Annotated in this window: 9 protein-coding genes and 1 pseudogene; 4 read left to right on the forward strand and 6 right to left on the reverse strand. The window is 71.3% G+C overall.

The window, feature by feature from the left end; all coding sequences use genetic code 11:
- Positions 1–42 precede the first annotated feature (42 nt).
- Positions 43–948 carry a LysR family transcriptional regulator ArgP gene (locus tag AAFF41_RS05605; protein WP_343323592.1) on the forward strand — a complete coding sequence of 302 codons (906 nt, stop codon included), beginning with the start codon at positions 43–45 and terminating at the stop codon, positions 946–948.
- Positions 949–1,205: 257 nt separating this feature from the next.
- Positions 1,206–3,749: a SpoIIE family protein phosphatase gene (locus AAFF41_RS05610; protein WP_319752773.1), complete on the forward strand. Its 2,544-nt coding sequence runs from the start codon at positions 1,206–1,208 to the stop codon at positions 3,747–3,749.
- Positions 3,750–4,004: 255 nt separating this feature from the next.
- Here the strand turns inward: AAFF41_RS05610 and AAFF41_RS05615 are convergent, their stop codons facing one another.
- On the reverse strand, positions 4,005–4,673 hold the full coding sequence (locus tag AAFF41_RS05615) for an NUDIX domain-containing protein (RefSeq protein ID WP_060900628.1): 669 nt from the start codon (positions 4,671–4,673) through the stop codon (positions 4,005–4,007).
- 107 nt (positions 4,674–4,780) lie between these two features.
- Here AAFF41_RS05615 and AAFF41_RS05620 point away from each other — a divergent pair, with 107 nt between their 5' ends.
- Positions 4,781–5,134 (forward strand): hypothetical protein, encoded by a 354-nt coding sequence (locus tag AAFF41_RS05620; protein WP_060900627.1) that lies wholly within the window; start codon positions 4,781–4,783, stop codon positions 5,132–5,134.
- 194 nt (positions 5,135–5,328) lie between these two features.
- Here AAFF41_RS05620 and AAFF41_RS05625 read toward each other — a convergent pair.
- From AAFF41_RS05625 to AAFF41_RS05635, 3 genes and pseudogenes are all read right to left on the reverse strand, one after another.
- Positions 5,329–5,615 (reverse strand): annotated as a pseudogene (locus tag AAFF41_RS05625) (discoidin domain-containing protein); the annotation flags it as partial.
- Positions 5,616–5,931: 316 nt separating this feature from the next.
- Positions 5,932–6,804 (reverse strand): universal stress protein, encoded by an 873-nt coding sequence (locus AAFF41_RS05630; protein ID WP_319752774.1) that lies wholly within the window; start codon positions 6,802–6,804, stop codon positions 5,932–5,934.
- 111 nt (positions 6,805–6,915) lie between these two features.
- The gene (locus AAFF41_RS05635; RefSeq protein ID WP_319752775.1) at positions 6,916–7,956 is read right to left on the reverse strand and encodes a LacI family DNA-binding transcriptional regulator; all 1,041 of its coding nucleotides are present in this window, start codon (positions 7,954–7,956) and stop codon (positions 6,916–6,918) included.
- Positions 7,957–8,267: 311 nt separating this feature from the next.
- Here AAFF41_RS05635 and AAFF41_RS05640 point away from each other — a divergent pair, with 311 nt between their 5' ends.
- A complete protein-coding gene (locus AAFF41_RS05640) occupies positions 8,268–10,076 on the forward strand; it encodes a coagulation factor 5/8 type domain-containing protein (protein WP_343323593.1) in 1,809 nt (602 codons plus the stop codon).
- Positions 10,077–10,098: 22 nt separating this feature from the next.
- Here the strand turns inward: AAFF41_RS05640 and AAFF41_RS05645 are convergent, their stop codons facing one another.
- Positions 10,099–11,349, reverse strand: coding sequence for an SGNH/GDSL hydrolase family protein (locus tag AAFF41_RS05645; protein ID WP_319752777.1), 1,251 nt, complete (start codon positions 11,347–11,349; stop codon positions 10,099–10,101).
- A complete protein-coding gene (locus AAFF41_RS05650; protein ID WP_415926001.1) occupies positions 11,346–13,778 on the reverse strand; it encodes a glycosyl hydrolase family 95 catalytic domain-containing protein in 2,433 nt (810 codons plus the stop codon). The genes AAFF41_RS05645 and AAFF41_RS05650 overlap by 4 nt, the downstream gene beginning before the upstream one ends.
- Positions 13,779–13,825 lie beyond the last annotated feature (47 nt).

Below are 13,825 nucleotides of genomic sequence, written 5' to 3' on the forward strand. Positions count from 1 at the left end.
AAGAGTACAGCTAAAGATTCTTACGTATCATTAGCACCTGTGATGTCGGATCTCCCTCTCGACCAGGTACGCACCTTGCTCGCGGTGGTCGACGAGGGCACCTTCGACGCGGCGGCCGCCGCTCTGCATGTGACGCCCTCGGCGGTCAGCCAGCGTGTCAAGGCACTCGAACAGCGCATCGGCCGGGTCCTGCTGATGCGGACGAAGCCGGTGCGTGCGACCGAGTCCGGCGAGGTCGTCGTGCGGTTCGCGCGCCGGCTGGCCCGGCTGGAGCGCGACGCCCGTACCGAGCTCGGCATGAGCGAGGCCGGGGAGCCGACGCGACTGTCGATCGCGGTGAACGCCGACTCGCTGGCGACCTGGTTCCTGCCCGCGCTCACCCGCGTACCGCGCGAGCTGCGGCTCTGTTTCGAACTGCGCCGTGAGGACGAGGACCACACGGCCGCCCTGCTGCGCGAGGGGGTGGTGATGGCGGCGGTGACCTCGTGGCCGGACCCGGTGGCGGGCTGTTCCGTGCGCGCCCTGGGTCGCATGCGCTATCTCGCGGTGGCCGCGCCGGCCTTCGCCGGGCGGTGGCTCGGCGCCGGGTCGGACGCGGCGCCGGACGAGCTGATCGCCGACGCTCCGGTGGTGGCCTTCGACCGGAACGACGACCTCCAGGACGAGTTCGTCCGGGGCCTTGGGGGCGGTCCCGGAGCGAGCGCGCTGCGGCACTTCATGCCCACCTCGGAGGGGTTCGTGGACGCCGTCGTCGCCGGACTGGGCTGGGGCATGGTGCCCGAGGTGCAGGCCGAGCCGCTGCTTCGGGCCGGACGGCTGGTCCGCCTCGCGCCGGACCGGATCGTCGACGTACCGCTCTTCTGGCAGCAGTGGAAACTCGACTTCCCGGCCCTCGCAGCGGTGGCCGAGGCGGTGGCGGCCGTCGCCGCGGAGACCTTGAGACGCTGAGCACCGAAAGGGCCGGGACGGGCAGACGCCGAGGCCCAAAGGCGCCGTGAAACAACATCTACGCGGGGCTCCTGGACGGGGCGCGGACGCGGTATCTTCGCGCTGGGCGAAGCCGAGTACGGCCGTACACGGCCGGATGCGGCCGAGTGCGACTCCAAGCGACCATCACGGCTGAGGCGTCGACGTGCGGGTGGGTACCCGTAAGGCGCATTCTTGCTGTGGAAACCCCCTGACGGCGGGCGGACGAGGGCAGACCGATGACTGGGAGCGCCGAGCGTGAGGACCAGGCGCTGAATAGCCTGGCCGCTCTGCTCAGCGGGTCCGTTGCGGACGCGATCCGGGCGGCCCGCGGCTTCGCGGGGGGTGTGTACCTGCGCTCCAGCTCGCCCGAACTGCTGCGGCTGGCCGTGCTGGCCGGATTGCCGGGACAGTTGTTCCGTCCCTGGTGGCGCATGCCCCTGGGCCGGCCGTTCCCGGTCGCCGACTCCCATCGGCTGGGCGTGGAGGTGCTCCTCCCCGACGCCACCGAGACGATGCGCCGCTATCCGCAGCTCGCGGCGAGTCTGCCGTTCCAGTTCGGTTCGCTGTACGTCCCCGTCGTGAGCGCCTCCTCGTCCTTCGGGGTCCTGACGGTGCTGCGCCCCTCGGCCTCGGACGCCACCGACGTACTGCCGGACCGTGACCGGATGACGGCGGTGGCGGAGAACCTGGGGACGGCTCTGTCGGTCCTGGAGAAGGACGGTGCCGAGGTCGTCTGGGACGGGGAGCCGATGTGTGTACGGCCGCCCGCCGAGGGTCTGCCGCGCCGCTATGTCGGGCGGTTCACCTGGGACCCGGTCACGGGCGAGGTCACCGGGGACGACGCGCTGGGGGCCCTGCTCGGCACCGGCGCCGGTGCCTTTCCCCGGACGCCGCAGGCACTCACCCACACACTGGCCCTCGACGATCCGCATGTGCTGCTGGCCGCGCTGCACGAGACCGCGGCGGGGCGTCCCCCGGCCCACCCACTGCCCGTGCACACGGTCAACGGCGGGCTGCGGCTGTTGGAGTTGTGGACCTCGGGCAACGCGCTCGTGCCGCCGTACGCGGTCGGCGGAGCGGTGGTCGACCCGGGCCCGGGCTCGGCGGCGGACGGCGCCGCGGACCTGCTCCCCGAGGGCGTCTTCGCACTGGACCGGCTCGGGCTGATCACCTACGTCAACCCGCGCGCCGCCGAACTCCTCGGCCGGCCGCGGCCGGAACTCCTGGGGCGACCGCTGTGGCAGGCCGTGCCCTGGCTGAACCAGCCGTCCTACGAGGATCATCTGCGCGGTGCGCTGCTGACACCGGAGCCGGTGCACTTCCAGGTCGCCCGCCCGATTGGGGGTCGCCTGACACCCGCGGCGGCCCACGGCGACACCTGGCTGACGATGTCCGTGTATCCCGGTCCCGGCAGTCTGACCTGCAAACTGATCCCCATGGGGCGGGTGGCGGACACCACGGAGGCCCCCGAGGCCGCGCCGCCGCACGGTCGGCCCGCGGCGGACGGGTCCGCCCTCGCCGAGCCCGCCACCGGCATCACCACAACGGCGCTGTACCGACCCGTCGTCCTGGCCATGGCCCTGACCGAGGCCGTGACGGCCCGGCAGGTCTCCGAGACCGTGATGCGGGAGTTGCTGCCCGCGTTCGGCGGACGGCGCCTGGCCATCTACCTGTTGCAGGACCGGCGCCTGTACCTGGCCTGGGAGACCGGCTTCCCGCAGGGGTTCCTCGCGCCCTTCGACGGGGTGGGACTGGACGCCAAGCTGCCCGGGGTGGAGACGCTCACCACCGGCCGCCCGCTGTTCTTCGAGACGATGCCCCAACTCGCCGCCGCCTACCCCGGCATCCCGCTGGACGCGAAGGTGGGTGCCCGGGCCTTCCTACCGCTGATCGCCTCGGGGCGGCCGGTCGGCTCCTGCATCCTCGGCTTCGACCGGCCGCGCGACTTCAGCACGGAGGAACGTACCGTGCTGACGGCGCTCACCGGACTCATCGCACAGGCCCTGGAGAGGGCACGGCGCTACGACTCCGAGGCCGCCCTCGCCCGTGGCCTCCAGGCGGCCCTGCTCCCGCACCGGCTGTCGTCGCACCCGCAGGTGGAGACGGCCGGGCGCTATCTGTCCGGCACCAAGGGGATGGACGTGGGCGGCGACTGGTACGACGTCGTGGAGGCCGGTGACGCGCTGGCCCTGGTCATCGGCGACGTCCAGGGCCATGGCGTCCAGGCGGCGGCCACCATGGGCCAACTACGCAGCGCGGTACGGGCGTTCGCGCTCAGCGACCACCCTCCGGACGTGGTGATGAGCCATACCAACCGGCTGCTCATCGACCTCGACCCGGGCCAGTTCGCCAGTTGCTGCTACATCAGACTGGACCCGGTGACCGGAGTCGCCCGGGCCGCCCGCGCCGGTCACCCGCAGCCCCTGCTGCGCCACCCCGACGGTCGCACCGAGCTCCTCGACCTGCCCGGTGGCGTGGTGCTCGGCGTGGCCCCACGGGCCCGCTACCCGGTGACGGACCTGCTGCTGGAACCCGACGCGGTGCTGGCCCTCTACACGGACGGTCTGGTCGAGCGCCCCGGGGCCGACATCGACGACGGGATCGAGAAGATCCGCGCGACGCTGTCCCGCGCGGGCACCCCGCACGCCCGGCCCGGCGCCTCCTCCCTGTCCGGCACCGCGGACCTGCTGACCGAGGAGGCCCGGCAGGCCACCGAACGCCCCGACGACATCGCACTCCTGCTCACCACCCGTCGCTCCACCCGCGAGGTCCGCCCCTGACCCGCCGAACTCACCAGCCGGCTCCCCCGACAGCGGGTGAGCATCCCGCGTCTGCGGCATGATCCGCCGCACAGGCCCTAGCGGTCCGCCACGGGGTGATCGGCGGCTTGTGCGGTCCATGAGGCGAGGATGCGCAGACGGTCATGGCGGGGGGGTGCCCGGCTCGGCGGTCAGGGTGATGAGCCGCTGGTCGGGGTCGGCGGCGCGAGTCCTTCGGCAAGCACCTGGCTGGGTAACCGCCGGGCAGCTCACACGTCATCGCAAGGCCTTGAACGGTCCTTCCAGAGCCGCCCACTGCAACAGCATGATCGTCTTGGCGTCGGCGATCTCCCCGGAGCGGATCATGGCCAGTGCGGTGCGGAAGGGCAGTTCGACGATCTCGATGTCCTCGCCCTCCTCGTCGAGGCCGCCGCCTTCGTGGGTGCGGGTGGACGGGCCGTAGGTGGCGGCGTAGAAACTGACCCGCTCGGTGACCGAACCCGGACTCATGTAGACGTCGAAGACGTGCTGCACGTCGCCGACGGTGTGCCCGGTCTCCTCGATGACTTCGCGCCGTACGGCGACTTCGGGATGCTCGTCGTCCTCGTCGAGCAGGCCCCCCGGGGTCTCGACCAGCATGCCGTCGGGGTGACCGTTGGTGTACACGGGGTAGCGGAACTGCCTGGTCAGCAGCACGGTTTCGCGCTCGGCGTCGTACAGCAGGAGCGTGGCCCCGTTGCCGCGGTCGTGCGTCTCGCGTTCCTGGGTGCTCCAGGTGCCGTCGGCGTGCCGGAAGTCGAAGGTGGTGGTGCGCTCCACGTACCAGTGGCTGGACAGGAGCGTGACTTCGCGGACCTTGACCCGGGGGTTGCCCGTCAGGTCGCGGCCGACGCGGTCGAGCCCGGTACGGCCCCGGCGGTCCGGGGTGTCGATTCCCGCGGTCATCGTGTGCGGGCCGGGCGGGGGCGGGAGAAGTGGTTCATGACCACTGTCTACCATCCCGGCCCGAACATCGAGGCCACAGCGGGGCTTCGCCCGTCTAGGCTCACGGCATGGAACAGACGGAGATCATCCTGCGCGCCATCGGCGTGCTCACCGAGACCAACGCGATGGTGCGCAGGATCGCCCAGGACGAGAACGCCGAGGTCGACTCGGCCGAGACCCAACTGGGCGCGCTCGTCACGGAGGTGTTCCCCAGGGTGGAGGTGCCGGGGGACGCCGGTCCCGCGGAGGCCGGGCAGGCCGTCGCGGACGCCTACCTCCCCGCCACCATCTCGCTCGTGGGCGCCTTCGCGTTCCTCTTCTCCGAACTCGCCGACCTCCACGACTCCGGACGCACCGACGTCAAGACGGCCGACCTGCTCCAGGACCTCGCCCTGCGCATGTCGAGGGCCGACAACACCTAGGCCCTGCCAGGGCTGTCCCGACCCCGGGAGTGAGGCCGGCGCGAGGGCTTCCGGCCCGGGCGTTCCTCGGTGCGGAACGCCCGGGTGCCGGTCAACTCTTCTGCTCCACGCGCACCCAGTCGGCCTCGGCCCGCACTCCCCCGGCCGCGACCCGGTCGACACTCGACTGCGGCAGCCCCCAGTACGGAGTGGTGACCTTTGAAGTCGTCGAAGAGTGTCGTCCGGTACGTGCCCGACTGTTCCCCGGGCAGTACGGGATACGCGGCAGCGGCGCTGCCTCCCGGCTCCCAGACCTGGAATTCATAGAGGGAGCAGCCGAACTGGGCCGCCGAGGGCGCGGGTTGCAGAAGGACCGGCGTTCCTTGCCGAGCATCCGCATATAGCGGCCGGACGCGGGCTGCGGGAGGGTGACGGAGCCGTGGCGGCCCACCGCGTCCGCGGGGGACTGCACGTCGGCACGGCGGCCGGCGACCTCGGCAGCCGCCCAACGACTAGCCGTGCGCAGTGGCCCGCTCGACGCCGCACAGCCGTACGTAACGGCTGGTGACCTCCTGCGGACAGGTGTGGGCGATGGTCACGGCCACAGCTGCCTCCCGGCACACGGGGATCGCGGTTCCCGCGCCATGGGTGGAACCGGTTCCGGCGCTGGGCGGGGAGCCAACCGGACTGTCATGGCGCCGTCCATACTTCACGCCGAGATTGCCCGGGCCGAACCTGAACCCCGACCTCGCCTTCGGGACTTGAACGCTCCCGAGGGCCCCGTCCGTGCCGGCGCGGGGTCAGACCCTACCCCCGGGTCAGGAGTGCGGAACCACCGCCACCGGGCAGGGCGCGTGGTGCATCACCGCGTGGGTCACCGAACCGATCCGTGCCCCTACCGCCGAGTGGTGTGCGCGGCGACCGACGACCATCAGCTGGGCCCGGTCGGCCAGCGACAGCAGGACCTGCCCGGCGCTGCCCATCTCGACGTGCTGTGTGACCGGCACGTCGGGGAAGCGCGCCCGCCACGGCTGGAGCGCCTCGGCGAGCGCCTTCTTCTCGTAGGGCTCCAGGCCCCCGGCCTCGTCCAGCAGCCTCAGCGAGCCGGGGCTGTAGGCGAACACCGGCGGCAGGCTCCACGCCCGCACGGCGCGCACTCCGGCACCACGCGCCGCCGCGGTCTCGAAGGCGAACCGAAGGCCGGCCGCGCTGTCGTCCGGACCGCCCTGCTGGCCCACGACGATCTCCCGGCCACTCGCTTCGGACGCGGCGCGGTCACCGGCCCGCACCAGGACGACCGGGCACGGGGCCTCGGCGATCACCTGCTGGCCGACGGAACCGAGCAGGAAGCCGACGATCGTGCCGTGTCCGCGGGATCCGAGGACCAGCGTCCGGGCCGCCGCGGCCTCGGCCAGCAGCGAGTCGACGGCGCCGCCGTCCAGGACCTCGGTCGTCACCGGCAGGTCCGGGTGCCGATCGGTGACGGTGCGGGCCGCGTCCTCGGCCATGTCCCGTGCCCAGCGCGCCTGCTCGTCCCGGTCCGCCCCGCCGAGCAGTTCGTGGTGCGACCACTGCCAGGCGTACACCGCGCGCAGGGGCAGCCCGCGGCGGACGGCTTCCCTGCCCGCCCAGGCCAGCGCGGCCCGGCTCTCGGGGGATCCGTCCACGCCCACGGTGATCCTGTCGGTCATGCGTCTGCCTCTCCGTCGCCGGCTCGCCCGCGGTGCCGGTCCCTCGATCCTGCTGACCGGTCCAGTGTCCGTCACCACCACCGCAGGGTCGCGCAGGGCTCGGGGTGCCGCCTACGCCGACTCGCGCACCACGAGCTCCGGATCGAAGATCACCGATGTGGGCTCGGCGCGCGCGCCCCGGAGATGCTCGTCGAGGAGTCGGGCCATCACCGAGGCCATCTCCTCGACGGGCTGGCGCACGGTGGTCAGCGGCGGACGGCAGGCCGTCGCCGCGCTGGAGTCGTCGAAGCCGATGACGGCGACGTCGTCCGGCACCCGTCTGCCCCGTTCCCGCAGCAGCTGACACACCCCCTGGGCCATCAGGTCGTTGGCCGCGAACACCCCGTCCACGTCGGGGTGTTCGGCCAGCAGTCCGGACATCGCGGCCATGCCGCTGTCGAGCGTGAATCCGCCCTCGGCGACGGGTACGTACGGATGTCCCCTGCGCGCCATCGTGTCGCGGAACCCGGCGAGCCGGTCCTGGCTGGCGTAGACGCCCAGTGGCCCCGTGACGGTGACGATCCGTCGGCAGCCCCGGTCCAGCAGATGGTGGGCGGCCATCCGGGCGCCGTCCCGGTGGGCCAGGTCGACATAGCTGAGCGGCACCGGGCGCGACGGCCGGGCGAAGAGCACCGCGGGCAGGCCGGCGTCGGCGAGCAGCGCCGGCAGCGGGTCGTCGGCGTGGGTGGAGACGACGAGCGCGCCGTCCGCGCTGCCCTGCCGCAGATCGTTCAGCGCCTGCTGTCGCGTCTGCGCGGAGTCGGCGAACATCAGCAGCGGGTGCATCGACCGGGGACGCAGGTAGTCCACCACGCCGGTGACGACCCGGCCGAAGAACGGGTCCGCCAGCACCCGTGCCGTGAAGGCGTTCCGCTCCTCGCCGGACACGTCGCCCGCGCCGGAGACGATGAGCGCGACCGTCTCGGTCCGTCGTGTCACCAGCGACCTGGCGGCCCGGTTGGGAGCGTATCCGGTCCGTTCGACGGCCTGGCGGACCGCGTCCTGAAGGGCGGGATCGACGCTCTGGACGCCGTTGACGACGCGGGAGACGGTGGCGCGGGAGACGCCGGCCTCCCGCGCGACGTCCTCAAGCGTGGGGGCCCGTCTGCTCATGTCAGCAGCCTATCGGCCCGGCGTCACGAGGGCATAGAGCGCTCTCTCGCACCACGGCACCGAGGACGCACCCACCCTCGTGAGCGCACCTCTTGAACGCAATCACCCACGGCCCGGGGAGCCTCGACGGAGTCCAGACATCACTGAACTACCGGAAAACATCCGCCTGTTGACGCCTCATCTGGAAACAATCCACGGCACTCGTGTGACAACTCTTGACGCTGTGTTCACGCGGATGAAGCATGCATCGGCAAGAGAGCGCTCCCCGCACCTCCAACCGTTCACTTTCTGAACCAGGAGAGTCGCCCCCCATGCCTCACTTCCCCATGGATTCCCCGGACTCCGTCCGTTCCCTTCCCGCCAGACGGTCCGTCCTCGGAGCGATGGCCGCCACCGCCGCCTCGCCCACGCTGCTCGGTCTCTCCTCGCCGGCGTCCGCCGCGTCCGCGGCACCCGTCGCGCAGCCGCGAGCCCTGCCCGGCGGCGGCGATCTCGGTCCGAACGTCATCGTGTTCGACCCTTCGACCTCCGGCATCCAGGCCAAGCTGGACGAGGTGTTCCGACAGCAGGAGTCGGCCCAGTTCGGCACAGGCCGCTACGCGCTGCTGTTCAAGCCGGGCACCTACAACGGGCTCAACGCCCAACTCGGCTTCTACACCTCGATCGCGGGCCTCGGCCTGTCCCCGGACGACACGGCGATCAACGGCGATGTGACCGTCGACGCGGGCTGGTTCAACGGCAACGCCACCCAGAACTTCTGGCGTTCGGCGGAGAATCTCGCCCTCACCCCGGTCAGCGGGACCGACCGGTGGGCGGTCGCCCAGGCCGCGCCCTTCCGGCGGATGCACGTCAGGGGCGGTCTCGACCTCGCCCCCACCGGCTACGGCTGGGCCAGCGGCGGCTACATCGCCGACAGCCGGATCGACGGCTCGGTCGGACCGTACTCGCAGCAGCAGTGGTACACCCGCGACAGTTCGGTGGGCGGCTGGGCCAACGCCGTCTGGAACATGGTCTTCTCCGGTGTCCAGGGCGCACCCGCACAGTCCTTCCCGAACCCGCCGTACACCACTCTCGACACCACACCGGTGTCCCGGGAGAAGCCGTTCCTGTACCTCAACGGCAGCGAGTACCGCGTCTTCCTTCCGGAGCGGCGCACCAACGCCCGCGGCACCACCTGGGGCAGCGGCACCCCGCGCGGCACGTCGCTGCCGCTCACCCAGTTCTACGTGGCCAGGCCCGGCGTCACCGCCGCCACCCTGAACGCCGCGCTCACCCAGGGCCTCCATCTGCTGCTGACCCCGGGGATCTACCACCTCGACCAGCCGATCCAGGTCGACCGCGCGGGCACCGTCGTCCTCGGACTCGGTTACGCCACCCTGATCCCGGACAACGGCGTCACCGCGCTCAGGACCGCCGACGTCGACGGGGTGCGGCTCGCGGGATTCCTCATCGACGCCGGTCCCGTGAACTCGTCGACGCTCCTCGAGGTGGGCCCCACGGGGGCTTCAGCGAGCCACTCCGCCAACCCGACCACGGTCCAGGACGTCTTCATCCGGATCGGCGGCGCGGGCGCCGGCAAGGCCACCACCAGCATGGTGATCAACAGCCGCCACACGATCATCGACCACACCTGGGTCTGGCGCGCCGACCACGGCACCGGCGTCGGCTGGGAGACCAACCGGGCCGACTACGGCATCCGCGTCAACGGCGACGACGTCCTGGCCACCGGTCTGTTCGTCGAGCACTTCAACAAGTACGACGTCCAGTGGTACGGCCAGCGCGGGCGCACCATCTTCTTCCAGAACGAGAAGGCGTACGACGCGCCGAACCAGGCAGCCATCCAGAACGGAAACGTCAAGGGGTACGCGGCCTACAAGGTCGCCGACTCCGTGACCACGCACGAGGGATGGGGCCTGGGCAGCTACTGCTACTACAACGTCGATCCGACGATCGTCCAGCACAACGGCTTCGCCGCGCCGAACACACCGGGCGTGAAGTTCCACGACCTGCTGGTCGTCTCGCTGGGCGGCCAGGGCCAGTACGAGCACGTCGTCAACGAGACCGGCGCACCCACGTCGGGCACCTCGACGGTGCCGTCCACCGTGGCCTCGTACCCCTGACCGCCCCGCGCGGAGCCTGGGTTCAGCAGGACGTCAGGCTCCCGAGGTCCACCGCGTCGGCCATCGCCTGCATCCCCTTGTCGTTGGGGTGCAGGTGATCGCCGCCGTCGAAGAACGGCAGGATCAGCTGCGGGTCGTACGGATTGCGCGTGATCCTGTCGAAATCCGTCACGGCGTCGAGCGCGCCGCTGTTCCTGATCCAGTCGTTGACGCCCTGGCGCACGGCCTCGGAGGCGGCGTCGTACTCGGACCAGCCCTTGAACGGCATGACGGTAGCGCCGACGACGCATTTGCCCGCCGCGTGGGCCCGGTCGATGATCTGCCGATAGCCGGCGATCATGTCGTCCACCGTGACACCGGAGTGGGCCTTGATGTCGTTGATGCCTTCGAAGAGGAAGACCGTGCGGACCCCGGGCTGGGAGAGGACGTCACGCTGGAGTCTGTTCAGAGCCGCCTGCCCGGCGCCGTCCGCGAGCACCTTGTTGCCCGAGATCCCCTCGTTCGCCACTCCCTTCACGGTGAGCCCGGACGCGGCCTGGAGCCGCCGGGACAGATAGTCGGGCCAGCGGCGGTTCTGGTCGGTGGTCGAGGCCCATCCGTCGGTGATGGAGTCGCCGAGGGTCACGACCGAGCCGACCGCGGCGGACGTCTCCACGTCGACGGCGTCCAGCCAGTACCAGGAGCCCATCGGATCGGTCCAGTTGGCCGCGCCTTCTTCGGCCGCGTGGTCGCCCGCGGTCGCGTAGTTGGTCTGCATGGCCATGCCGTGACCGGTCGTCGGTCCCTGGGCGCCGGTCACGTACAGGCTGATGACCAGGTCGCTCTGGGCGGCCAGTGTTCCGGGCAGCGGATCGCTGAACACGGTCTCGCCGGCCGGGACGGTGACGGACGCGGCCCCGCCGAAGGACAGCCGCCGGTTGGAGCCGTGGACCAGCTCCGCACCCTGCTTCCGCAGCCCGGCGTACGCGCTCGCGAAGGTCACCGGGTGCTCGCCGAAAGCGTTGGACAGCCGGATTCGCAGGTTCGTGCCGCCGACGCTGGTGCGCACGATCAGTCGGTAGCTGCGGTCGGCGGGTCCCGCCCCCTGCCGGTCGGCGCTGGCACCCCAGGTGACCACGGAGTGCTTCGCCCGCGCCTCGGCGGCGGGCGTCACCGGCGTGCCCGACGAGGCCCCCGGCTGCGCCGCCGCCGAGGCGGTCAGGGGTCCGCAGACCGCGAGAAGCAGCGCCGATACGACGCCCACGGCGCGGCGTCGGATCCGGTCGCCGCTCACCCGAGGCCCCTCAGGGTGACGGACTCACCGGGCTTGAGGCTGACCTTGCGGGAGGCGCCGCCCGCGACGACGGTCGTCTCGCGGCCCCCGACGCTCTGCAGCGTGGCCCGGGTCACCTTGCCGTTCTTCCAGCTGAGGTCGGCGACGAAGCCGCCGCGGACGCCCACGCCGGACACCGAGCCGGACGCCGCCCAGGCGGCGGGCAGGGCGGGCAGCAGCTCGATGTGTCCGGGTCGCGAGTAGACCAGCATCTCGACCATCGCCGCGGGGGTGCCGAAGTTCGCCTCGATCTGGAAGATGCCCCGGCCCGTCTCCACCTCGTAGATGTCGAAGAGGTTCATCGCGCTGCCGTTGCTGCCGTTGACCGACGGCTTCAGGTTGTTGACGACCAGCTGGTAGGCCTTCTCCGCGTTCTTCAGCCGCGCCCAGCACAGGCTGCGCCAGGCGTTGGCCCAGCCGAAGCTGTTCATCCCGCGCGCGGTGAGAAGGGCGGTCGCGCCGTCGAGGATGTCCTTCGGCGTGGAGCCGTCCGGACGGATCCGGTCGCCGGGGAAGAGGCCGATGAGCGGGGAGAGGTGCCGGTGGGTGGTCTCGCCGAGGTTGTCGGGCGACATCCACTCCTCGAGCCAGCCGGTCTTGGGGCTGACCACGGGCAGGTAGAGGCGCGCCCGCAGTCCGTCGATGGTCTTGCGGTAGGCGGCGTCCCTGGCGAGCGCCTCGGTCGCGGTGCGGTAGTTGCCGAAGAGGTTCCACACCAGTTCCTGGGCGTACGTGATGCCCTTGGCGTCGAGCGGGCCCTGTTCGGGCGACCAGTCGCTGTCGGCGATGAGGACCTCGCGCTCGGTCCCGGACGCGTCGGTGACGGTCGTGGTGATGAGGCGGGCCTCCCAGAACTGCACGGCGCCCTTGAGGAGGGGGTAGATCTTCTTGAGGTAGGCGCGGTCCTGGGTGTACTCGTAGTGCTCGAACAGGCTCTGACAGATCCAGGCGTTGCCCGCCGGATGCCACCACCAGCCGCCCCCGCCATAGGGGTTGGTGGAGATCGCCACGGTCCAGCCGGCGATCCTTCCGCTGGAGTTGCGGTACCGGTTGGTGGGGTCGTTGAACAGCCGCTGGGTGACCTCCGTCCAGTCGGGCAGCTGTACGAGGCAGTAGTCGGCGAAGGCGTCGAAGCAGTCGGACAGGCCCGCCCGGTCGGCCATCCAGTAGTTCATCTGGAGGTTGACGTCGGTGTGGTAATCGGCCATCCAGTCCGGGTCGTTGCCGTCCAGCCAGGGGCCCTGGAGGCCCATCGGCAGGCTGCCCCGGGATCCGGAGATCATGAGGTAGCGGCCGAACTGCAGGTAGGCGGCCTCAAGTTCCGGGTCGGGGACGTCGTCCCGGTGGCGCGCCCGCAGCCGCTCCAAGGTGTCCAGTTCGCGCTGCGCGGCGGAGGACGTGCCGAGGTCGATGTCCAGCTGTCCGAACACGGCCCGGAAGTCGGCGACATGGGTGTGCAGCAGGGCGCTCGCCGAGTGGCCGGCCGCGTTCAGGACCTTGGTCCTGGCGAGGCGCTCCGGGGCCAGGGACGGGTCGCGGAACTTCGTCGCCGCGTCGGGCACGTAGTTGGTACCACCGCTGACGACGACGGTGAGGTCCTTGCAGCCGCTGAACGCGATCGACGTACCGTCGACGCGGACCCTGCCCGTGTCGCTGTACGCGGTGACGGCGGCGCCGTACTTCAGGCCGTTGGCCAAGGAGGCGCCGAACGACGCGTAGCGGCCCGCGCTGTTGGCGGTGGTGGACTCGCCGTGGGTGCCCACGAGGGAGACGGTACCGGTGTAGGAGCCGCCGCCCTGCTGGGAGAAGTACAGGACGATGGCGTCATCGGGTCGGCTGGCGAAGATCTGCCGCCGGTAGGTGACGCCGGAGATGTCGTACGAGGTGCTGATCAGGCCCTGAGCCAGGTCGAGGGTGCGCCGGTAGTCGTTGACGTTGCCCAGGTCGTGGTCGGGGAGGGCGACGGTGAGTTCGGCCAGCATCGTCAGGGAGCCGAAGTCGTCCCGGCCGTACGGGAACTGACCGTCGCTCTGCAACTTGTCGTTGAGACCTCCGGTCCACAGGGTGGCGTCGGTGATCATCAGGAGTTCGCCGGCGGGGTCGTTGCTCGCGAGCACCCCGAGGCGCCCGTTCCCGACCGGCAGCCCCTGCTCGATCATCGACTTGGCGGAGCCGGGAGCCGCCCACCACAGCTGGTTCTTCGCGGCGTCGGCCGCGGACAGCATGGGCGACGCGGTGGGGCGCAGGGGGGCCGCCGAGGCGGTGAAGGCGGGCAGACCACCGAGTGCGGTGGCCGCGCCGGCCGCGCCGGCGAGGGCGAGGAAGCCCCTGCGGCTGGGGGTGTTGTCGCGTGATGGGGTGTGCTGAACGTCCACGGTGTTGCACTCCATATCCGGGAGCTGCTCATGCGGGAACGACGGCTGCGGACCGTCGGCGT

The sequence above is a fragment of the Streptomyces mirabilis genome (assembly GCF_039503195.1).
Classification (GTDB): Bacteria; Actinomycetota; Actinomycetes; order Streptomycetales; family Streptomycetaceae; genus Streptomyces; species Streptomyces mirabilis_D.

Coding starts and splice junctions, on each gene's coding strand:
- AAFF41_RS05640 (WP_343323593.1), top strand. CDS start 8,268: ATGCCTCACTTCCCCATGGATTCCCCGGACTCCGTCCGTTCCCTTCCC.
- AAFF41_RS05605 (WP_343323592.1), top strand. CDS start 43: ATGTCGGATCTCCCTCTCGACCAGGTACGCACCTTGCTCGCGGTGGTC.
- AAFF41_RS05615 (WP_060900628.1), bottom strand. CDS start 4,673: ATGACCGCGGGAATCGACACCCCGGACCGCCGGGGCCGTACCGGGCTC.
- AAFF41_RS05635 (WP_319752775.1), bottom strand. CDS start 7,956: ATGAGCAGACGGGCCCCCACGCTTGAGGACGTCGCGCGGGAGGCCGGC.
- AAFF41_RS05610 (WP_319752773.1), top strand. CDS start 1,206: ATGACTGGGAGCGCCGAGCGTGAGGACCAGGCGCTGAATAGCCTGGCC.
- AAFF41_RS05650 (WP_415926001.1), bottom strand. CDS start 13,778: ATGGAGTGCAACACCGTGGACGTTCAGCACACCCCATCACGCGACAAC.
- AAFF41_RS05630 (WP_319752774.1), bottom strand. CDS start 6,804: ATGACCGACAGGATCACCGTGGGCGTGGACGGATCCCCCGAGAGCCGG.
- AAFF41_RS05620 (WP_060900627.1), top strand. CDS start 4,781: ATGGAACAGACGGAGATCATCCTGCGCGCCATCGGCGTGCTCACCGAG.